The sequence below is a fragment of the Thermophilibacter gallinarum genome, from assembly GCF_014982725.1.
Lineage (GTDB): Bacteria > Actinomycetota > Coriobacteriia > Coriobacteriales > Atopobiaceae > Thermophilibacter > Thermophilibacter gallinarum.
The window spans coordinates 84,948-103,676 of record NZ_JADCJZ010000001.1 but is presented as its reverse complement, the minus strand read 5'-3'; the positions used below and the strand labels follow the sequence as shown (position 1 = coordinate 103,676).

The following is an 18,729-nucleotide window of genomic DNA, read 5'->3' as shown; positions in this document are numbered from 1 at the left end:
CACAGCAAGCGGTTCGCCGAGAAGAACGGCGGGCCGACACCCGTAGATGCCGGCCCGCCGCCGATACCGCGCTTTGCCCCAGCCTACGCGAGGCCGTTGCGCGCGATCACGTCCCGGTACCAGAAGAAGCTGTCCTTGCGGGAGCGCGCGAGCGTGCCCGTCCCGTCGTCGTGCTTGTCGACGTAGATGAAGCCGTAGCGCTTCTTCATCTCGCCCGTCGACGTGGAGACCATGTCAATGGCCCCCCACGGGAAGAAGCCGATCACGTTGGAGCCGTCGTCGATGGCGCCGGCGACTGCCTCCAGGTGACGCTCGAGGTAGGCGATGCGGTAGTCGTCGTGGATCGAGCCGTCCTCCTCGACGGTGTCCGCGGCGCCGAGGCCGTTCTCCGCGATGACGATGGGGACCCCGTAGCGGTCGTTCACGGCGTTGATCGCATAGCGAAGCCCGTCCGGGTCGATCTGCCAGCCCCAGTCGCTCGTCTCGAGGTACTCGTTTCTGTTGCCGAACGAGAAGTTCCCGCCGACCGCAGCGCCCTCCCCCACGTGGGTCGTCAGGCACACGGTCATGTAGTAGCTCATGGAGTAGTAGTCGACGGCGCCGCGCCGCAGCTCCTCCAGGTCGCCCGGCTCCATCCTGACCTCGATGCCGTTCCTGCGGAAGTGGGCGAGCGCGTAGCCCGGGTACTCGCCGCGGACCTGCACGTCGGAGCAGAAGAAGCTGGACATGCGCATCTTGCTCTGCGCGAGAAGCACGTCCTTGGGGTCGGTCGTCAGCGGGTACATGGGCACGAAGGAGCTCATGCATCCGATGCGGAGCTCAGGGTAGCGCTCGTGGGCGTAGGCGACCACGCGGGCGCTGGCAACGAACTGGTGGTGGAGCGCCTGGAAGCGCACGCTCGGCTCGTCGGGGGCGCGCGAAACGTTGCCGCGGTACCCGCGGACCGTGCTCACGCCAAAGACGCAGCCCATCGAGCTCACCGAGGTGTTGATCTCGTTGAACGTCATCCACCAGCGGACGCGCGCGGCGAAGCGCTCGAAGAGCGTGTGGCAGTAGCGCTCGAACAGGCCGATCACCTCGCGGCCGTACCAGCCGTTGTAGCGCTCGACCAGCGCATAGGGCATGTCGTAGTGGGAGAGCGTGATCACGGGCTCGATGCCGTGCTCGAGACAGGCGTCCACGACGTGGTCGTAGAACGCGAGGCCGGCCTCGTTGGGCTCCTCCTCCATGCCCGTCGGGTAGATGCGCGACCATGCCACCGAGAAGCGATAGGCCTTGAGCCCCATCTCGCCGAGAAGGGCTATGTCCTCGGCATAGCGGTGATAGTGGTCGATCGCCTCGTGGTTCGGGTAGGTCTTCCCCTCCTCGAAGGTGGGCGTGATCAGACGCGGCTCGGTGTTGGAGCCGGCGGTGCACATGTCGGGCACCGTCGGCCCCTTTCCGTCCGCATCCCACGCGCCCTCGATCTGGTTCGCGGCGGTGCCGGCGCCCCAGAGGAAGCCCTCGGGAAATGCGGTCATGGTCAGTCCTCCGTCCTTCTCGTCAGAGTCGGCTCTAGGCGGCCTGGACCTCGGCCTCGGCCTTGACCGCGGCCTCCTTCTCGCAGAGCTGGCGGTCGTAGACCTTGAAGAACGGGTAGTAGATCACGAAGCTGATCACGAACACGAGCGGCGCGATGAGGAGGTTCTGCCACGCGAGCGACGGCATGAAGCTCTGGAGGACGACCGGGAGCGTGGTCATGATCAGGATGTAGCCCGGCTGGAAGAAGCCGACCATGTAGCCTGCGTAGACCACGAGCATGCACACGGCGACGTTCAGGATGAACGGGATGATCAGGACCGGGTTGTACATGATGGGGGCGCCGAAGGCGATGGGCTCGTTGAGGTTGAAGAGCACGGGCACGATGCCGGCCTTGCTCACGGCGCGGAGCTGCTCGGACTTGGCGCGCAGCATCATGACGGTGAGCGACAGGACGTTACCGGAGCCACCGCAGCAGTTGAGGACGCCCCAGATGGCGATGGGGGCGAAGACGGGGTCGAGGCCCTGGGCGACGAGCTCGGCGTTGGTCTGGTAGTAGGTCAGCAGGGGAGCCATGATGACCGGGTAGACGGCGATGGTGCCGTGGATGCCGAAGCCCCAGAGGAGCTGGCTGATGATGGCCAGGACGATGAGGCCGGGCACGCTGGTGAGCGGCGCGAGCGGGATGGAGATGAGGCCGGTGATGGCGCCGGGAAGCTGCGTCGTGAGGACCATCTCGCAGAGCGTGTTGATGCCGTGCCAGAGGAAGATGTTGATGACGAGCGGCACGAGCGAGGCGAACGCGTCCGAGAGGAACTGCGGGACGGCCTCGGGCATCTTGATGGCGATGTGGTGCTCCTGGCAGAACTTCATGATGCGCACCGCGACGAGCGGGATGATGAGCGCGGTGAAGAGGCCGGAGCCGCCGAGCCAGGTGGTGTTGAGAGCGCTCATGGTGGAGCCGTCCTCGAGCGTCACGCTCTGGACCGGGGAGGCCACCATGAGGAAGAGGATGAGCGTCACCACGCCGGAGGCGAGGTTGGACGTCATGCCGAGGTTGCGGGAGTAGACGTAGCCCACGGCGAAGGACACGACGACGGAGAGGATGCCCATCGTCATGTTGTACGGCGTGGTGAGCCACTGGTAGAGCGTGTCGGTCGTCTCGAGGACGCCCGCCAGGTTGAGCAGGGTCGCCAGGATCGTGAAGATCGCGCCGGCGAGAATGACGCCCATGGCGGACATCATGCCGCTGCTGATGGCGTTCAGGGCCTTGTTGGACTGGAGCTTGCCGCCCCAGGCCTGCAGCTTCTGCATGAACGCGGACTCATACAGCTTCTCGAACGCTGCCATGTGAGACCTCCTTGTGGTGTTCGTCCTGGCTATTCGCCCAGGAGCTGGTTGATGAGCTTGAAGATGTTGGGGCAGTTGGCCATGCCGTAGTCGGCGGGCGGGATGACCGCGGTGGGCAGGCCGCTGCCCGTGGCGACGTTGTCGCGCTGGTAGGACATCTGCGGCCCAAGGAGGATGCAGTCGTAGTGGTCGCACATCTCCTTGTAGGTGTTCACGCTCGTCGCGGCGATCTCGAAGGGAATGCCCTCGGCCTCGGCGTGCTTCTCGAGCTTCTTCATGAGCACGCTCGTGGACATGCCCATGGCGCAGACCAGCAGTACCTTCATTCTGGTCTCCCCTTTCCTTTGTCTCGGGGCGCGGGCCGGGTCCCGCGTCCGCGCCTTACTTGTCCTGCTTGTTCCTGTGCAGCTCGATGAGCTCGGCGACGAGCTCCTGGGCGAGCATGGCGCACATCAGGTGATCCTGGGCGTGCACGAGCAGCACGTCGACCGGCAGATGGTTGCCGTTCGCCTCGTTGACAAGAAGGGCGGTCTGCTGGTCGTGGGCGCGAATGCCCGCGGCCTTGGACTGCTCCATGTACTCGTCGGCCTGCTCGAAGTTGCCCGCCTTTGCCTCGGCGAGCGCCTGGAAGGCGAGGCTGCGCGCCTCGCCGGCGGAGGCGATCAGCCCGAACGACACCATCTCGGGATCGTCGGGGACCTCGACGCCGTTGAACGTCTCTCCCATGTGTTTCACCTCCCACGTTCTATCTTTTGCCTTTGGCGGCCGGGCCGCCCTTGCTATGACGCCGCTGCCCGGTCGCGCCGGGCGCGGAAGGTCACCGTCTCTGGTCGCGTCCCCTCGCCTCGGGAGCCTCTCCCCCGGCGGCAACGTCCTCCGGGCTCTGCTTGAGGGAGCCGCACGCTGCCTCGCCGACGAGCTCGATCAGCGTGCCCCAGTCCTGCGCGCCCACCAGGCGGGCCATGCCCTCCCTGCTCACGAAGAGGTCGGCGAGGGCGCTGAAGAGCGATCCCGTCCTCTCGTCGGCCTCCTGCGGGACCGCGATGAGGAAGACCGCCCTGACCTCGTGCCCGTACTCGTCCCAGACGACGCTCTCGTCAAGGAGCCCCACGCAGATGACGATCTGCTCGCTCGCCGCCTCCAGCGGGTGCGGCATGGCAACGAGGTTGCCGAAGGAGGTCGCCGCGCGACGCTCGCGCTCCCACACGAGCTCCTCGAAGCGCGGGGATACCGCACGCCTCGCAGAGACCTCGGCGCAGAGGCGGCAGAGCACCGACTCCTTGTCCTTCTCGACAAGGTGGGGGAAGAAGAGCTCGCGGTCGAAGAGGGACAGCACGCCCCGCGGCGAGTTGTGGGCGAGCAGCTCCCGCACGCCCGCGATCTCGTGCTCGTCCAGGAAGTAGGTGACCTCGCGAACGGGGACGGGCAGGGCGCGGCCCAAGGGGACCGTGGTGAAGACGTAGTCGATGTCGCGGAAGTCTATCTCGTCTACCTGCGACGCGTTGCACGTGACGATCTTGTCCAGATAGCTGCCGAACTCCCGGCGATAGCGGTACTCGAGCAGTCGGGCGCTGCCGGCCCCGGACGCGCAGACCACGAGGATGTTCTTCTTGGGCGCGGCCTCCTTCTGACGCTCCAGCGCGAGGGCGAAGGAGAGCGCGATGTAGCCGATCTCGTCCTCCGAGAGCGCGGCCCCATAGCGGTTGGCCAGCACGACCGAGGACTCCGAGGCGAGCGAGTAGGCCAGCGGGTAGCAGGCCTTGACCTCGGAGAGCAGTGGGTTCTTGAGCTTCATGCGATGCTGGAGCCGCACGGCGAGCGGCATGACGTGGCGTGCCAGGTTCATGCGCAGCTCAAGGTCACCGCGGAAGTCAAAGCGGAAGGAGTCCCACACCACCTCGAGCATCCGCGAGACCACGTCCCACGCCTCGTCGGTGATGACCAGGCGCTCCGCCTCGGGGGCGGCATCGTCGGCGGCCAGCGCGTCCACGATCATCTGCTTCCCCGCAAGATGAATCGCGATGTAGGCGACCTCCTCCTCGGGGAGCTCCTGCCCCAGCTCGTCCCCGATCCTGCCGGCGATCACGCGCGCGGCCGCGAGCTCCGGGGTGTTCTGCATCTGGTCGAGGCTGCTGGCGTCCATGGGCACGTAGCATCCCTCGCGCATGCGCACGAGGGCGATGGCTATGTGCACGAGGAGGTTCTGGTAGGCGAAGGCGTTGATCACGAGCCCGGCGTCGGCAACAGCCTCCTCCACGAAGCCCGAGACGGTGTCCAGCAGCTCGGCGATCGCCCCGCTCGCGAGGTCGTCGCGTCGCTCCTCCACCACGAGATTCGCGAGGCAGAGGCGTCGCGCGAGCTCGGGACCCTCGACGCGGATGCCGTAGCGCGGACGGCGCACCACGGTGAGGCCGAAGGGCTCGATGATCTTCTCGACCTCTCGAAGGTCGGCGGATATGCGCGTGCGGGACACGAACAGGACGGAGGACAGGTCGTCGATGGTGACCCAGCCGCCGCGGGAGAGAAGGTCGTTCACCAGGTAACGGACGCGCCCATCCGCATCCTCCGGAACGACGGGCTTGAGCATGCCCGAGCCGGGCGAGCACCAGGCGCGCAGGCGCTCCTCGTCCTCGGTCTCCGCGACGTAGCCCGCGACGGAGCGGCGGAACTCGATCCGCCCGAGCCCGTCGGCAAGGCGGTTGGCCCGCGCGATCCGCGCGCGCAGCGTACGCGGCCGCACGCCCAGGTGGGCGGCAAGCTCGTCGATGCCCACGCCCTCGTGGTCGAGGACGTACTTCATGAGTTTCTGTGCGTTTGTCACCGTATGCGCCTCCATATCCAAGCATATGGGAGCGCCCACAGGGTCTCCATATCCTGCGATGCCGCCGCCGCGGCAGGTACCGCGCGCAATGTGGGGCGCGCTGCCACGAGCTGGCGTAGTTAAAACGACCTCGTCGTCCCCGTCCTTCTCGGCGTTTGGGTTAAAACGACCTCATCGTCCCCCTTCCCGAGACCGCTTCGAGGGGGACGATGCGTTGTTTCTAACCCGCCCCGTCGCCCGGCGAGAAGAACGGCGGGACGAGACACAAAACGGCCCCCGGCGCGATGCCGGGGGCCGCAGCTTGCGCGATCAGCTCAGCGTGAGGAGCTTACGCCTCGGCGTAGAGGTCCTTGAGCTTGAGCAGGTGCGCGTAGCGAGCCATGGCGGCCTCCTCGTTCTCCGCGAAGAGCTCCTTGGCGCGCTCGGGGAAGGAGCGGGTGAGCGAGGCGTAGCGGGCCTCGTTCATCAGGAAGTCCTGGTACCCGCCCTGCGGCTCCTTGGAGTCGAGCGTGAACTTCTTGCCCGTGGGGGCAGCCGGGTTGAAGCGGAAGAGGTTCCAGTACCCGCAGTCCACGGCCTTCTTCATCTCGGCCTGGCAGTTCTGCATGCCGCCCTTCTTGATGGAGTGCATCTCGCAGGGGCTGTAGCCGATGATGAGCGACGGGCCGTCGTAGGACACGGCCTCGTGGATGGCCTTGAGCGTCTGGTTCATGTTGGCGCCCATGGCAACCTGAGCCACGTAGACGTAGCCGTAGGACATGGCGATCTCGGCGAGGCTCTTCTTCTTGGTCACCTTGCCGGCTGCGGCGAACTGCGCCACCTGGCCGATGTTGGAGGCCTTGGAGGCCTGGCCGCCGGTGTTGGAGTAGACCTCGGTGTCAAAGACGAAGACGTTCACGTTGTTGCCGGAGGCGAGGACGTGATCGAGGCCGCCGAAGCCGATGTCATACGCCCAGCCGTCGCCGCCGAAGATCCAGAAGGCCTTCTTGGTGAGGTAGGCCTTGTCGGCGAGGACCGCCTTGGCCGTCTCGCAGTCGCTCTTCTCGAGCTCGGCGATGTAGGCGGCGGCAGCGGTCTTGCTGCCCTCGGTGTCCTTGCGGTTGGCGAGCCAGGCGGTCGCAGCCTCCTTCAGGGCGTCGGAAGCCTTGTCGCACTGGAGGATCTTTTCGGTCTCGGCGACGATCTTCTCCTGGACGGCGTCGTAGCCAAGGGCGAGACCCAGGCCGTGCTCGGCGTTGTCCTCGAAGAGGGAGTTGTTCCACGCCGGGCCGTGGCCGCACTCGTTGACCGTGAAGGGCGAGGTGGCGGCGGGGTTGCCCCAGATGGAGGAGCAGCCGGTGGCGTTGGAGATGAACATGCGGTCACCGCAGACCTGCGTGACGAGGCGCGCGTAGGCGGTCTCGGCGCAGCCGGCGCAGGAGCCGGAGAACTCGAGGTACGGCTTGGCGAACTGGCTGCCCTTGACGTTGGCGGCCACGAGCTCCTTCTTCTCGGAGACCTTGTTCACCGCGTAGTCCCACACCGGAGCCTGGTCGAGCTCGGACTCCTGCGGCACCATCGTGAGGGCGCCCTTCGGGCAGACCTTGACGCAGTTGGTGCAGCCCATGCAGTCGAGCGGGCTGACGGCCATGGTGAAGGTGAGGCCGGAGTTCTTGGGAACCATGACGTCGATGCGGCGCATCTCCTCGGGAGCGGCGGCCTGCTCGTCGGCGTTCATGACGATCGGGCGGATCGTGGCGTGCGGGCACACGAAGGAGCACTGGTTGCACTGGATGCACTTGGACTCGTCCCAGTGCGGGACCATGACGGCGACGCCGCGCTTCTCGTACGCGGAGGCACCGAGCTCCCACTGGCCGTCGGCAACGTCGACGAACTTGGAGACGGGCAGCGAGTCGCCGTCCATGCGGTTGATCGGCTCCATGAGCTCGCGGACCTGCTTGACGATGGCCTCGCGACCCTCGAGGGTGAGCTCGACCTTCTCGTCCTCGGCGTTGGCCCAGTCGGCGGGCACCTCGAACTTGCGGTAGGCGGTGGCGCCGGCGTCGATGGCCTTCCAGTTGGCCTCGACGATGTTCTGGCCCTTCTTGGCGTAGGACTTCTCGGCGGCGTCCTTCATGTACTGGATGGCGTCCTCGGCGGGAAGAACCTGAGCCAGCGAGAAGAACGCGGACTGCAGCACCGTGTTGGTGCGCTTGCCCATGCCGACCTTCTCGGCGAGGTCGATGGCGTCGATCAGGTAGACGTTGATGTTGTTCTTGGCGATGTAGCGCTTGGCCACGGCCGGCAGGTGGGAGGCGAACTCCTCGTCGGACCACTGGCAGTTCACCAGGAACGTGCCGCCCGGCTTGACGTCGCGCACCATCGGGAAGCCCTTGATGATGTAGGACGGGTTGTGGCAGGCGACGAAGTTGGCCTTGTTGATGTAGTACGGCGAGCGGATCGGGGAGTCACCGAAGCGCAGGTGCGAGATCGTGACGCCGCCGGTCTTCTTGGAGTCGTACTGGAAGTAGGCCTGGACGTACTTGTCGGTGTGGTCGCCGATGATCTTGATCGAGTTCTTGTTGGCGCCGACGGTGCCGTCGCCGCCGAGGCCCCAGAACTTGCACTCGATCGTGGACGGGTCCGCCGTGTTGGGGGCGTCCGGGTCCATGGGGAGGGAGAGGTTGGTGACGTCGTCCACGATGCCGATGGTGAACTCGCGGGCGGGGGCGTCCTTCTCGAGCTCCTTGTAGACGGCGAAGGCGGCTGCGGGCGGCTCGTCCTTGGAGCCGAGGCCGTAGCGGCCGCCGACGACGGTGATCTCGGTCTTGCCGGTCTCGTAGAGGGCGCTGACGACGTCCTGGTAGAGGGGCTCGCCGATGGAGCCGGGCTCCTTGGTGCGGTCGAGCACGGCGATCTTCTTGACGGTGGCAGGCAGCGCGGCCACGAAGTCCTCGACGGACCACGGGCGGTACAGGCGGACCTTCACGAGGCCGACCTTCTCGCCGTGGGCGTTGAGGTAGTCGATGACCTCCTCGAGAGTGTCGCAGAAGGAGCCCATGCAGACGACCACGCGGTCGGCGTCATCGGCGCCGTAGTAGTCGAAGAGGTGATAGCTCGTGCCGAGCTTCTCGTTGATCTTGTCCATGTAGGACTGGACCACGGCGGGAAGCGCGTCGTAGGCCTTGTTGCAGGCCTCGCGGTGCTGGAAGAAGATGTCGCCGTTCTCGTGGGAGCCGCGGGCGTGCGGGTGCTCCGGGTTGAGGGCGTGGTCGCGGAACGCCTGGACGGCGTCCATGTCGAGCATGTCCTTGAGATCGTCGAAGTCCCAGACCGCGACCTTCTGGATCTCGTGGGAGGTGCGGAAGCCGTCGAAGAAGTTCAGGAACGGCACCTTGCCCTCGATGGCCGCGAGGTGGGCCACCGGCGCGAGGTCCATGACCTCCTGGACGTTGCCCTCGGCGAGCATGGCGAAGCCGGTCTGACGGCAGGCCATGACGTCGGAGTGGTCGCCGAAGATGTTGAGGGCGTGGGAGGCCACGGTACGGGCGGACACGTGGAAGACGCCCGGAAGGCCCTCGCCGGCGATCTTGTACATGTTGGGGATCATGAGGAGCAGGCCCTGCGACGCCGTGTAGGTCGTCGTGAGGGCGCCGGCGCCGAGCGAGCCGTGAACGGTGCCCGCGGCGCCCGCCTCGGACTCCATCTCGACGACCTTGACCGGGGTGCCGAAGACGTTCTTCATGCCCTGAGCGGCCCACTGGTCGACGTGGTCGGCCATGGGGCTGGACGGGGTGATCGGGTAGATGCCCGCCACCTCGGTGAACGCATACGAGACGTACGCCGCCGCCTCGTTGCCGTCCATGGACTTAAACTTGCGAGCCATATCCTCTCCTTCGTAGCGATTCCAACGAATCCCTCGTGGGCGGACCCGCCCCGTCACAGGCGCATGACGGAACAGGGCCGTGGCCCATTCACACACATAGTACTACCCAAAAAGAGCGAGACGGGCGAGAAGAGCGGTGAGCGCTCGGAGAACGCGCGGCGGCGGCGCGCGGCGCGTCGCCCTGGCCGCACCCTAGCCGCGCATCCCCTTGCCGAAGAGGGCCCGCTCCACGTAGGGGAGGCCGTTTGCCGTGGTGTAGGGGTTGTCGGGGCTCATGTAGTGGCGCATGCGGACCGAGCGCGCGAAGTACAGCGTCCAGAAGATCGTCCACATGAGGGCCAGGATCACCAGCGTCCAGTGCGAGCCCGCCTGCCACGAGTAGGAGTATCCGTACGAGGAGTCGGAGCCGAGCATGCCGACGTGCGTCGAGTAGTAGACGTGGACCCCCTCCATGATGAGGAACACGGCGAGGTTGCCGACGATGGCGATGATGCCGGCGATCTGGAAGTTGCGCAGGAAGGACGGGTGGCGCTGCACGAGCTGGACCATGGCGACGATGATAACCACGGCGTAGGCGACGAGCGTCGCGAGCGCGATCCACTCGGACGCGGCCTGGGCGAGCCCGAAGACGCCGAGGCCGCTGGTCATGACGCTCTCGAGCGCGTCCTCCAGCGCGGACGGGAAGTCCGAGAGCAGGGCGAAGGTCTGGATCGCCTGCAGGACGATGAAGGTGAGAAGCCCGCCGCCGATGCGCCCCCAGTCGGCCGGGGCCTGCTCCGCGGGCGGGGTCGGGACCGGCGGGCGCTGCTGCGCCTGGGGCTGGGGCTGCGACGGGGAGGGTATGTCGGGTCGGGGCGGGGTGCTCTGGGTGTTCTGGTCCATGTCCGACCTCCCTTTTGGGTTCGTGTGGTTCTCCCTTTATACCCGACGCGCGCCGGCCTGCTGCCGACGGGTCGTCTCGAGCAGGCGAGCGTACCCGTCCGCCAGGCGGCGGGCATGCGGCCCGGCCGCGTCGGAGGCGGGCACCACGCCGTGCTCGTCCGAGACGAGGAGCAGCTCGTCATGGTCCTTGTCGCCGTTCATGACGCGGCGGGCGAGGTCGACCTCCCGGGAGACGGGGACGCCCGTGGTCTTGGCGAGGTCCGCGACTAGGCTCGCGGCGCCCGAGAGGGGCTGGTCGATGGGGCAGCCCGCCACGAGGACGTCGCCCCGGACGACCCACAGGGTCTCCGGCGCCACGCCGGTCTCGGCCGCCTCGCGTGCGGCGAGCTGCGCACGCTCCGCGAGGGCCGAGGAGGTGGTCACCGCCAGCGGCTCGTAGGGGCCCACGGTCATGGCAGCACGCCCGGCCTCGTCGAGGACGAGCATGAGGACGCCGTCGGGATGCCGCGCGGCGCCGTCGGCGAGCGTCCACTCGATGTGCTGCTTCGCCCAGGCGACGAGCTGCTTCGACACGGGCCCGCCCGCGACGAGCCGGCGCCCGAGCGCGCGCAGGTGGCGGTTCTCGAGCGGCAGCGCGCGGCCGGCGAGCCGCCAGCGGCACACGAGCGCCGGCCTGCCCAGCGCGAAGCCGTCCATCTGCGAGCCGTCGTTCTTCTCGTCCGTCATGCGTCCTCCCCTCCGCAGACCACCCATTCTACGCCGACGGCGGGCGTGCGGCGAAGCCACGCCGACGATCTGTTCCGTCGCCCCCCTGGCGGTGACGGGTTTTACGTCCCGCGACGGCCGAATCCTGCGCCCGGCGCGCAAAAGTCGTCACCGTCTGGTCGTGACGGCGAATGAGACGCGACGCGCCCCGGCGGGCGCGGGGCCGGCCGGGGCGCGAAGACGGGCGAGAAGTGCGGGCCCTAGTGGCGGAAGTGGCGGTTGCCGGTGAAGACCATCGCGATGCCGTGCTCGTTGCAGGCCTCGATGGACTCGTCGTCGCGCTTGGAGCCACCGGGCTGGATGATGCAGGTCACGCCGTGCTCGGCGAGCACGTCCACGTTGTCGCGGAACGGGAAGAAGGCGTCGGACGCGCAGGCGTAGCCGCCCTTCTCGACGCCCATGCGCTCGCAGGCCTCGTCGGCGCGCTCGCAGGCGAGCAGCGCGGAGTCGACGCGGTTGGGCTGGCCCGGGCCCATGCCGATGCCGGCCTTGCCCTTGGAGACCAGGATCGCGTTGGACTTGACGCCCTTGCAGACGCGCCAGGCAAACATGAGCTCGTCCATCTCCTCCGGCGTGGGCTTGCGCTCCGTCGGGCAGGTGAAGGTCGCCGGGTCCTCGGAGACGGAGTCGACGTTCTGCAGCAGCACGCCGCCGTCGATGGAGCGCAGCTCGTACTCGGCGTGGGCGCCCACGCCGCCGGTGGCAAGCACGCGCAGGTTGGGGCGCTTGGCCATGCGCTCGATCGCCTCGGGGGTGTAGCTCGGGGCGATGATGACCTCGACGAACTGGCCGTTCTCGTCGAAGGCGTGCTCCACGAGCTCGAAGGGCACCTCGCGGTTGCAGGCGATGATACCGCCGAAGGCGCTCTTGGGGTCGCACGCGAAGGCGCGGTCGTAGGCGGTAGTGACGTCGTCGGCCACGGCGGAGCCGCAGGGGTTCTGGTGCTTGAGGATCACACAGGCCGGGCCGTCGAACTCGCGCACGAGGTTCCAGGCGGCGTCCGCGTCCAGGTAGTTGTTGTAGGAGAGCGGCTTGCCCTGGAGCTGCTCGGCGCCCACGAGCGGGTACTCGGAGGAGCCCAGCTCGGCGAAGTCGTCCGCAAAGCGGTAGACGGCGGCCGTCTGCTGGGGGTTCTCGCCGTAGCGCAGGTCGTCGACTTTCTCCAGGTAGACACCCAGCTCGTCCGGGGTGGCGGGGGCGTCCTCGGCGTCCTCGAGCTCCTCGGGGAAGTCCTCGTCGTAGCGGTCCGCCAGCCAGTTGGCGATGGCAGCGTCGTAGCAGGCCGTGGTCTCGTAGACCTTGAGCTGCAGGTAGCGACGCAGCTCGAGCGTGGTGCAGCCGCCCGTGGCGCGCATGGTGTCCAGGACCTCGTCGTAGTCGTCCGGGTCGGAGACCACGGTCACGGAGTCGGCGTTCTTGGCCGCGGAGCGCAGCATGGAGGGGCCGCCGATGTCGATGTGCTCGATGGCGTCGTCGAAGGTGACCTCGGGGTTGGCCACGGTCTTCTCGAACTCGTAGAGGTTCACGACCACGAGGTCGATCATGCCGATGCCGTGCTCGGCCGCCTCGGCCATGTGGGACGGGTTGTCGCGGCGGGCGAGCAGGCCGCCGTGGACCTTGGGGTGCAGCGTCTTGACGCGGCCGTCCATCATCTCGGGGAAGCCCGTGTACTGCTCGATGGGAACGACGCGGACGCCGGCCTCCTCGAGCACGCGCGCGGTGCCGCCGGTGGAGATCACCTCGACGCCGAACTCGTCCTCGAGCGCCTTGACGAAGTCGACGACGCCCGTCTTGTCCGTGACGGAGACGAGCGCCCGCTTGATGGGAGTGTCTGCCATGGCCCCTCCTTGGGTTTGACGACGACATGTTGTACCGTCGTGTCTACGATACCGCAGCTGGAGGACAACATGACGGAGACTGAAAAGTTGACGTGGCGCGCCTTCGCGCCGGAGGACTTCGAGGCGGCCGCGCGCCTGCTCGGCCGCACCTGGCTCCCCGAGTTCGACGAGGCGGCGCAGCGCGCGGCGAGCCAGATCGAGCTCGCCCACTACCTCGCGCAGGCCACGTGGTCGCTCGTCGCGGAGCACGACGGGGAGGTCCTGGGCGTGGTCCTTCTCGCCGAGCGGGGTCGCGAGGTCGTCGGCGCCGACGGCTGGTCCGAGCTGGAGGCCCGTCTGACCAGGGCCGCCGAGAAGGACGAGGCGCTCGCCGAGGCGGTGCGGACCGAGATGGGCGGCGTCCGCGAGGAGGCGGAGCTCGAACGCGAGTACGCCGCCGGGGGCCCCGCTGGCGCCGACGCCGCGGTGAAGCTGCTGATCGTCTCCCCGGACGCCAAGGGCATGGGGCTCGGCGGGCGGCTCTTCTCGGCCGCGCTCGAGCACCTGCGCGAGGCGGGCGCCGCTGGCTACCACCTGCTCACCGACGACAGCTGCGACGTCGGCTTCTACGAGCACAAGGGGCTCACCCAGGCCATGCGCCGACGCTCGCGCGCGTACTGGCCGGGCGTCGACCCCGAGACGGACGAGTTCTATGTCTACGTCTACGAGCAGCTCCTGTAGCAGCCCCGCGGTGCGCGGAAGGTTTGCGCCGACCCCCTCGGGGCGCATGCACCTGGGCAACGCCTTCGCCGCGCTCGTGGCCTGGCTCTCCGCACGCGCCGCCGGGGGCGAGATGGTGATGCGCGTCGAGGACCTGGACCCGCGGGCCGCCAGCCGCGAGCGCGCGGAGCTCCTGATGGACGACCTGCGCTGGCTGGGCCTCGACTGGGACGAGGGGCCCTTCTGGCAGAGCGAGCGCGGCGAGCTCTACGACGAGGCCATCGCCCGCCTTGGAGCGGCCGGCCTCACCTACCCCTGCTTCTGCTCGCGCGCGGAGCTGCACGCGGCCAGCGCGCCGCACGCCTCCGACGGCACGCCCGTCTACGCGGGGACGTGCCGCGGCCTCCCGGCGGACGAGGTCGCGCGGCGCTCCGCCGAGCGCCCGCCCGCGACGCGCCTGCGCGTGCCGGACGCGGACGACCCCGCCGGGACGATCGAGTTCAGCGACCTCGCCTACGGGCCGCGCCGCGAGGTGCTCGCGCGCGAGTGCGGCGACTTCCTCGTGCGTCGCAGCGACGGCGTGGTGGCCTACCAGCTCGCCGTCGTGGTGGACGACGCCCTCATGGGCGTCACGCAGGTGGTGAGGGGGCGCGACCTCCTTGGCTCGTGCGCGCGCCAGATCTACCTGGGCGGACTTCTCGGCCACGCGGCGCCGCAGTACGGGCACGTGCCTTTGCTCGCCGCGCCGGACGGCCGACGCCTCTCAAAGCGCGAGAAGGACCTCGACCTCGGCTTCATTCGCGGAAGCGGGGTGCCGGCAGAGCGCGTCGTGGGACTGCTCGCCTCGGCGGCGGGCCTCGCCGAGCCCGGATGGGAGGGGCGCCCGCGCGAGCTGCTCGACGGCTTCTCCTGGCCCCGCCTGCGCCGCGACGACATCGCCGTGGACGAGGCGTTTCTCGACGCGCTCTTCTCGCGGGCGTAGCGCCGGCAGCCGCGAGCCGGAGATGTTGTGGGCGCCGCCGTTGTGCGGTATGATGCACAGGCACCGCTCACGGAGAGCTGACCGAGAGGCCGAAGGTGCTCGCCTGCTAAGCGAGTATAGGATGCAAATCCTATCTGGGGTTCGAATCCCCAGCTCTCCGCCAGAACGCACTGGGCCCGCCCCGCCACCGCGCGCGGCGGGCCTTTTTGTGCGCCGGCACCACAACTCCGACACTTTTCCCTTTTTCCCTTGACTTCCCTCTGGCACCGTGGCAGTATTACCAACTGCACGCGGCGTTACCTCAGCTGGATAGAGGACCTGACTACGAATCAGGGCGTCATAGGTTCGAATCCTATACGCCGCACCACGCAAGTTAAGGGGCTCCTTCGGGAGCCCCTTTTGCTTACTCAGGGCTGCTGGTGCGCCGGACGGTACTGGATGTCGCCCTTCTCGCCGATCCCCACGAACGAGTACGCGACGCCGAGGCGATCGCACAGGTCCATGAGGTCGACGATGTCACGGTCCTCCGAGGCAAGGTAGTCGGCGACCGAGGCGACCCCCTCCTCCGCCATGGCACCGAGCAGCCCCGGGACCGCCTCCGGGGCGAAGAGGACGCGCAGGCTGTGCTCGCTCTCGCCATACACGGCGACCGCGGACGGCCCCTCGCGGAGCTCGCGCACCTCCAGCTGGCCGTCATCGCCCTGAACGAGGCTGACCGTCCTCACGTCCCCCGCGCTCTCAAAGCGCGCGACCTCCTGCACCCTCATCACGCTCTCCTCTCCCGAGAATCCGCCTGACGAGAGTAAACCATATTCGTATGATGCGAACAAGTGTTCTACCGTTTGCCCCCGCGGGCTCTCGGCGAGCGGCTACTCGGGCCTGATGACCTCGACGCCGCCCATGTAGGGCCGCAGCGCCTCGGGCACGGTGATGGAGCCATCCGCGTTCTGGTAGTTCTCCATGATCGCGGCCATCGTGCGACCCACCGCCAGGCCGGAGCCGTTGAGCGTGTGCACGTAGCGCGTGCCCTTGAACTCCGCCGGGTCCTTGTAGCGGATGTTGGCGCGACGGGCCTGGAAGTCCCAGCAGTTGGAGCAGGAGGAGATCTCCTTGTAGGCGTTGTAGCTGGGCAGCCACACCTCGAGGTCGTAGCACTTGCAGGCCGAGAAGCCCAGGTCGCCCGTGCACAGGCTCACCACGTGGTAGGGCAGGCCCAGCTCCTGCAGGCAGGCCTCGGCCTCGGCGACCATGCTCTCCAGTTGGTTCATCGAGTCCTCGGGCTTGGCGAACTTGACCATCTCGACCTTGTCGAACTGGTGCACGCGAATGATGCCGCGCGTGTCGCGGCCGGCCGAGCCCGCCTCCTCGCGGAAGCACGGCGTGAAGGCGGTGTACCACAGCGGCAGCTGAGCGGCGTCGAGCACCTCGTCGCGGTGAATGTTGGTGAGCATGACCTCCGCGGTGGGGATGAGGTAGAGGTCGGGGTTCACGTGGTACAGGTCGTCCTCGAACTTGGGCAGCTGGCCCGTGCCGAAGAGCGTCTCCTTGTTGGTGATGACCGGGGACCAGAACTCCTTGAAGCCCGCCGCGGCGTGCTTCTCGAGGAAGTAGTTGATCAGGGCGCGCTCCATGCGGGCGCCCATGCCGCCCAGCAGGTAGAAGCGGGCGCCGGCGAGCTTCACGCCGCGGTCGAAGTCGATCATGCCCGTGGCGGGGCCCAGGTCCCAGTGCGCCTTGGGCTCGAAGTCGAACTCGCGCGGGGTGCCCCAGCGGCGGACCTCGGGGTTGTCGGAGTCGTCGCGACCGTAGGGCGTGCTCGCGTCGGGGATGTTGGGGATGGCGGCGACCAGGTCGAAGAGGGCGCGCTCTACCTCGTCGCGCTTGTCGTCGAGCTCGGCGATGCGCTCCTTGTTGGCGGCGACCTTGGCCTTTGCGGCCTCGGCCTCGTCGCGCTTGCCCTCGCGCATGAGCTGGCCGATCTCCTTGGAGACGGCGTTGCGCTCGGCCTGCAGCGCCTCGACCTCGACGATCACGGAGCGGCGCTGCTCGTCCAGCTCGAAGAACTTCTCGCGGTCCCAGTGCGCGTTCTGGCGGGACGCGCAGGCCTTGTCAACTGCGTCGGGGTTCTCGCGGACGAACTTGATGTCGAGCATCTTCACTCCTGCCTCTGGTTGCCTGTTGCCGCGGGCGCTCGCCCGGCAGCGCTCCAAGTATATACTTGTGCGCACGGAAAACGACGCCCCCGGGAGGCACCCATGCAGGCAATCGCTGATTTCTTCACGTGGCTGTTCAACGACAAGGTCGGCGTCATCTGCCTGATAGCGGGCGGCGCCGTGCTCTGCCTGATCATCGCCCTGCTCATGGAGCGCAAGACCAAGCGACGCTACTTCAATCACGAGAAGACCGAGGGCGACTGGGACCTCTTCGGCGACGACGAGGAGTAGCCCGCGGCGCGTCGCCGAGCCGTCAGATTAACGGACAAAATTCGAGTTTCTCGAATTTGAATCCTGTGAATATATAAGAGTCAATCGAATTTTGCCCGTTAATTTTGCGGCGGGCGGCCGAGAAGGACGGAGGGGCATGCGACTCACGGTGGACAGGCTATCCGCGTTGCGCGCGCTGCGCGCCTGGCGCCGCGCGGGCCGTCCGCTCCCCGAGACCCGCTGCGACCTGCCCGCGCCGGACCCCAGCCCCCAGCAGCGCTGGACGAGGCGCGCCCTCCCACTCGAGCGCCTCGCTCTCGACGAGCCGCCGACCGATGACCGCCCGCTCGAGATCGTTGTCCCCAGCCCTGCCGACCGCCCCAAGGGGTCGTTCTTCTCGTGCGCGGTCCGCTCGAGCCTCCCCTCCGGCTCGTTCGTGTGCCTCGGGGACGGCCTGTTCGTACCCTGCCCGGAGCTGCTCTTCCTCGAACTCGCCGAGGTCATGGACCCCAAGGTGCTCGCCCTTCTCGGCTATGAGCTCTGCGGCACGTTCTCGCGAGACCCCCGCGACCCGCGCGGCGGCGATCCCGTCTACGGCATTCCCCCCGTGACGAGCGTCGAGAAGATCGCGGCGTACCTCGACTCCCTGGGCTGGCGACGCTCGGCGCTCCTCGCCAGGCGCGCGCTGCGCCGAGTGGCTGACAACGCATGGTCTCCGCCCGAGGCCGTCATCGCGCTCATGGCGCGGCTTCCCGTGAACGACCTCGGCTACGAGCTGGGCGAGGTTGCGCTCAACGTTCGGCACGGCACCTCGCCCGAGCTGGTGGCGCTGGGGTGCCGGGACTCCCGCGTGCCCGACATTGAAGTCGTGGGCACGCGCATCGGCTTCAACTACGACAGCCGCCTCCACCTCGACCTCGAGTCGGTGGCGAGCGCGGCGCGCGACGGAGACGCCCGTGCCGCCATGCGCGCGGTGCGGGGGAAGCACCACGACGACATCAAGCGCAACCGCGAGCTCGCCGCCCAGGGGCGGATCATCCTCCCCGTGACGACGGAGGACCTCTACGAGCCCGGCGGCCTGGACGCGGTGATGGTCGAGGCGGCCATGACGATTCGCGAGTTCGACGGCGGCCACGCCCTCCAGAACGTCATGCTCGCGATGCTCTCGGCGCCCGAGCGGCAGCAGCTGCTCCGGCTGCTTCTCCCGCCGCGACAGATTAACGGACAAAATTCGAGTTTCTCGAATTTAAATCCTGCTGATATATAACGGTTAATCGAATTTTGCCCGTTAATTTGCGGGCGTCCGGCACCGAGAAGGTCGACGCGCCCGCGGCGCATACAAAAGGGCCCCGGCGTCACCGCCGAGGCCCCGTGCGTTCATGGTGCGGGCGAAAGGACTTGAACCTTCATGGAGTTGCCCCCATACGGACCTGAACCGTACGCGTCTGCCAATTCCGCCACGCCCGCGTGCTGGGATATCGTAGCGCATCGCCCGTCCGCTGCCAAGTCTTTTCTCGCGGCGGCGCGGGCGGCGGTTTTCCCTCCGCACGCGCAAGCGCTAGAATAGTGCCCACACGGCCACACGC

Annotated in this window: 15 protein-coding genes and 3 tRNA genes; 6 read left to right on the top strand and 12 right to left on the bottom strand. The window is 67.8% G+C overall.

Features of this window, described 5'->3' with window-relative positions; all coding sequences use genetic code 11:
• Positions 1 to 83: 83 nt before the first annotated feature.
• The 9 genes from INF26_RS00490 to purH all read right to left on the bottom strand — a co-directional run bounded on the left by INF26_RS00490 (position 84) and on the right by purH (position 13,039).
• Positions 84 to 1,520 carry a glycoside hydrolase family 1 protein gene (locus tag INF26_RS00490; RefSeq protein WP_193528800.1) on the bottom strand — a complete coding sequence of 479 codons (1,437 nt, stop codon included), beginning with the start codon at positions 1,518 to 1,520 and terminating at the stop codon, positions 84 to 86.
• Between the two features lie 34 nt (positions 1,521 to 1,554).
• Positions 1,555 to 2,868 carry a PTS sugar transporter subunit IIC gene (locus tag INF26_RS00485; RefSeq protein ID WP_193528799.1) on the bottom strand — a complete coding sequence of 438 codons (1,314 nt, stop codon included), beginning with the start codon at positions 2,866 to 2,868 and terminating at the stop codon, positions 1,555 to 1,557.
• A gap of 29 nt (positions 2,869 to 2,897) precedes the next feature.
• Positions 2,898 to 3,194: a PTS sugar transporter subunit IIB gene (locus INF26_RS00480; protein WP_193528798.1), complete on the bottom strand. Its 297-nt coding sequence runs from the start codon at positions 3,192 to 3,194 to the stop codon at positions 2,898 to 2,900.
• Positions 3,195 to 3,249: 55 nt separating this feature from the next.
• Entirely contained in the window at positions 3,250 to 3,594 is a 345-nt protein-coding gene (locus tag INF26_RS00475) for a PTS lactose/cellobiose transporter subunit IIA (protein ID WP_193528797.1), read from the bottom strand.
• Positions 3,595 to 3,685: 91 nt separating this feature from the next.
• Positions 3,686 to 5,689 (bottom strand): BglG family transcription antiterminator, encoded by a 2,004-nt coding sequence (locus INF26_RS00470; RefSeq protein WP_332307270.1) that lies wholly within the window; start codon positions 5,687 to 5,689, stop codon positions 3,686 to 3,688.
• Between the two features lie 328 nt (positions 5,690 to 6,017).
• Positions 6,018 to 9,554, bottom strand: a complete 3,537-nt coding sequence (gene nifJ, locus INF26_RS00465) for a pyruvate:ferredoxin (flavodoxin) oxidoreductase (RefSeq protein ID WP_193528796.1) — start codon at positions 9,552 to 9,554, stop codon at positions 6,018 to 6,020.
• A gap of 192 nt (positions 9,555 to 9,746) precedes the next feature.
• Positions 9,747 to 10,436: a DUF6264 family protein gene (locus INF26_RS00460; RefSeq protein ID WP_193528795.1), complete on the bottom strand. Its 690-nt coding sequence runs from the start codon at positions 10,434 to 10,436 to the stop codon at positions 9,747 to 9,749.
• Positions 10,437 to 10,472: 36 nt separating this feature from the next.
• Positions 10,473 to 11,162, bottom strand: coding sequence for a hypothetical protein (locus INF26_RS00455; RefSeq protein WP_226371783.1), 690 nt, complete (start codon positions 11,160 to 11,162; stop codon positions 10,473 to 10,475).
• Between the two features lie 239 nt (positions 11,163 to 11,401).
• Entirely contained in the window at positions 11,402 to 13,039 is a 1,638-nt protein-coding gene (gene purH / locus INF26_RS00450; RefSeq protein ID WP_193528794.1) for a bifunctional phosphoribosylaminoimidazolecarboxamide formyltransferase/IMP cyclohydrolase, read from the bottom strand.
• 69 nt (positions 13,040 to 13,108) lie between these two features.
• On the opposite strand from purH, the gene INF26_RS00445 reads away from it, so the two are divergent.
• The 4 genes from INF26_RS00445 (at position 13,109) to INF26_RS00430 (ending at position 15,087) form a co-directional block, all read left to right on the top strand.
• Complete coding sequence (locus INF26_RS00445) at positions 13,109 to 13,759, top strand: GNAT family N-acetyltransferase (protein ID WP_193528793.1); 651 nt, start codon at positions 13,109 to 13,111, stop codon at positions 13,757 to 13,759.
• Positions 13,731 to 14,720, top strand: coding sequence for a tRNA glutamyl-Q(34) synthetase GluQRS (gluQRS, locus tag INF26_RS00440; protein WP_193528792.1), 990 nt, complete (start codon positions 13,731 to 13,733; stop codon positions 14,718 to 14,720). The genes INF26_RS00445 and gluQRS overlap by 29 nt, the downstream gene beginning before the upstream one ends.
• Before the next feature lie 71 nt (positions 14,721 to 14,791).
• Positions 14,792 to 14,883: transfer RNA gene (locus INF26_RS00435), tRNA-Ser, on the top strand.
• A gap of 127 nt (positions 14,884 to 15,010) precedes the next feature.
• Positions 15,011 to 15,087 (top strand) — tRNA-Arg (locus INF26_RS00430).
• 40 nt (positions 15,088 to 15,127) lie between these two features.
• On the opposite strand, the gene INF26_RS00425 is transcribed toward INF26_RS00430, so the two are convergent.
• Positions 15,128 to 15,487 (bottom strand): hypothetical protein, encoded by a 360-nt coding sequence (locus INF26_RS00425; RefSeq protein WP_193528791.1) that lies wholly within the window; start codon positions 15,485 to 15,487, stop codon positions 15,128 to 15,130.
• A gap of 102 nt (positions 15,488 to 15,589) precedes the next feature.
• Positions 15,590 to 16,873, bottom strand: coding sequence for a serine--tRNA ligase (gene serS / locus INF26_RS00420; RefSeq protein ID WP_193528790.1), 1,284 nt, complete (start codon positions 16,871 to 16,873; stop codon positions 15,590 to 15,592).
• A gap of 102 nt (positions 16,874 to 16,975) precedes the next feature.
• On the opposite strand from serS, the gene INF26_RS00415 reads away from it, so the two are divergent.
• A complete protein-coding gene (locus INF26_RS00415; RefSeq protein WP_193528789.1) occupies positions 16,976 to 17,164 on the top strand; it encodes a DUF6724 family protein in 189 nt (62 codons plus the stop codon).
• 136 nt (positions 17,165 to 17,300) lie between these two features.
• Positions 17,301 to 18,410 (top strand): hypothetical protein, encoded by a 1,110-nt coding sequence (locus tag INF26_RS00410; protein WP_193528788.1) that lies wholly within the window; start codon positions 17,301 to 17,303, stop codon positions 18,408 to 18,410.
• Between the two features lie 113 nt (positions 18,411 to 18,523).
• On the opposite strand, the gene INF26_RS00405 is transcribed toward INF26_RS00410, so the two are convergent.
• Positions 18,524 to 18,610, bottom strand: a tRNA-Leu gene (locus INF26_RS00405).
• Positions 18,611 to 18,729: the final 119 nt, after the last annotated feature.

What these genes read in the sequence shown, in the direction of transcription:
- INF26_RS00490 (WP_193528800.1), bottom strand. Translation starts at nt 1,520, where the DNA reads ATGACCGCATTTCCCGAGGGCTTCCTCTGGGGCGCCGGCACCGCCGCG.
- INF26_RS00485 (WP_193528799.1), bottom strand. Translation starts at nt 2,868, where the DNA reads ATGGCAGCGTTCGAGAAGCTGTATGAGTCCGCGTTCATGCAGAAGCTG.
- INF26_RS00480 (WP_193528798.1), bottom strand. Translation starts at nt 3,194, where the DNA reads ATGAAGGTACTGCTGGTCTGCGCCATGGGCATGTCCACGAGCGTGCTC.
- INF26_RS00475 (WP_193528797.1), bottom strand. Translation starts at nt 3,594, where the DNA reads ATGGGAGAGACGTTCAACGGCGTCGAGGTCCCCGACGATCCCGAGATG.
- nifJ (WP_193528796.1), bottom strand. Translation starts at nt 9,554, where the DNA reads ATGGCTCGCAAGTTTAAGTCCATGGACGGCAACGAGGCGGCGGCGTAC.
- INF26_RS00460 (WP_193528795.1), bottom strand. Translation starts at nt 10,436, where the DNA reads ATGGACCAGAACACCCAGAGCACCCCGCCCCGACCCGACATACCCTCC.
- INF26_RS00455 (WP_226371783.1), bottom strand. Translation starts at nt 11,162, where the DNA reads ATGACGGACGAGAAGAACGACGGCTCGCAGATGGACGGCTTCGCGCTG.
- purH (WP_193528794.1), bottom strand. Translation starts at nt 13,039, where the DNA reads ATGGCAGACACTCCCATCAAGCGGGCGCTCGTCTCCGTCACGGACAAG.
- INF26_RS00445 (WP_193528793.1), top strand. Translation starts at nt 13,109, where the DNA reads ATGACGGAGACTGAAAAGTTGACGTGGCGCGCCTTCGCGCCGGAGGAC.
- gluQRS (WP_193528792.1), top strand. Translation starts at nt 13,731, where the DNA reads ATGTCTACGTCTACGAGCAGCTCCTGTAGCAGCCCCGCGGTGCGCGGA.
- INF26_RS00425 (WP_193528791.1), bottom strand. Translation starts at nt 15,487, where the DNA reads ATGAGGGTGCAGGAGGTCGCGCGCTTTGAGAGCGCGGGGGACGTGAGG.
- serS (WP_193528790.1), bottom strand. Translation starts at nt 16,873, where the DNA reads ATGCTCGACATCAAGTTCGTCCGCGAGAACCCCGACGCAGTTGACAAG.
- INF26_RS00415 (WP_193528789.1), top strand. Translation starts at nt 16,976, where the DNA reads ATGCAGGCAATCGCTGATTTCTTCACGTGGCTGTTCAACGACAAGGTC.
- INF26_RS00410 (WP_193528788.1), top strand. Translation starts at nt 17,301, where the DNA reads ATGCGACTCACGGTGGACAGGCTATCCGCGTTGCGCGCGCTGCGCGCC.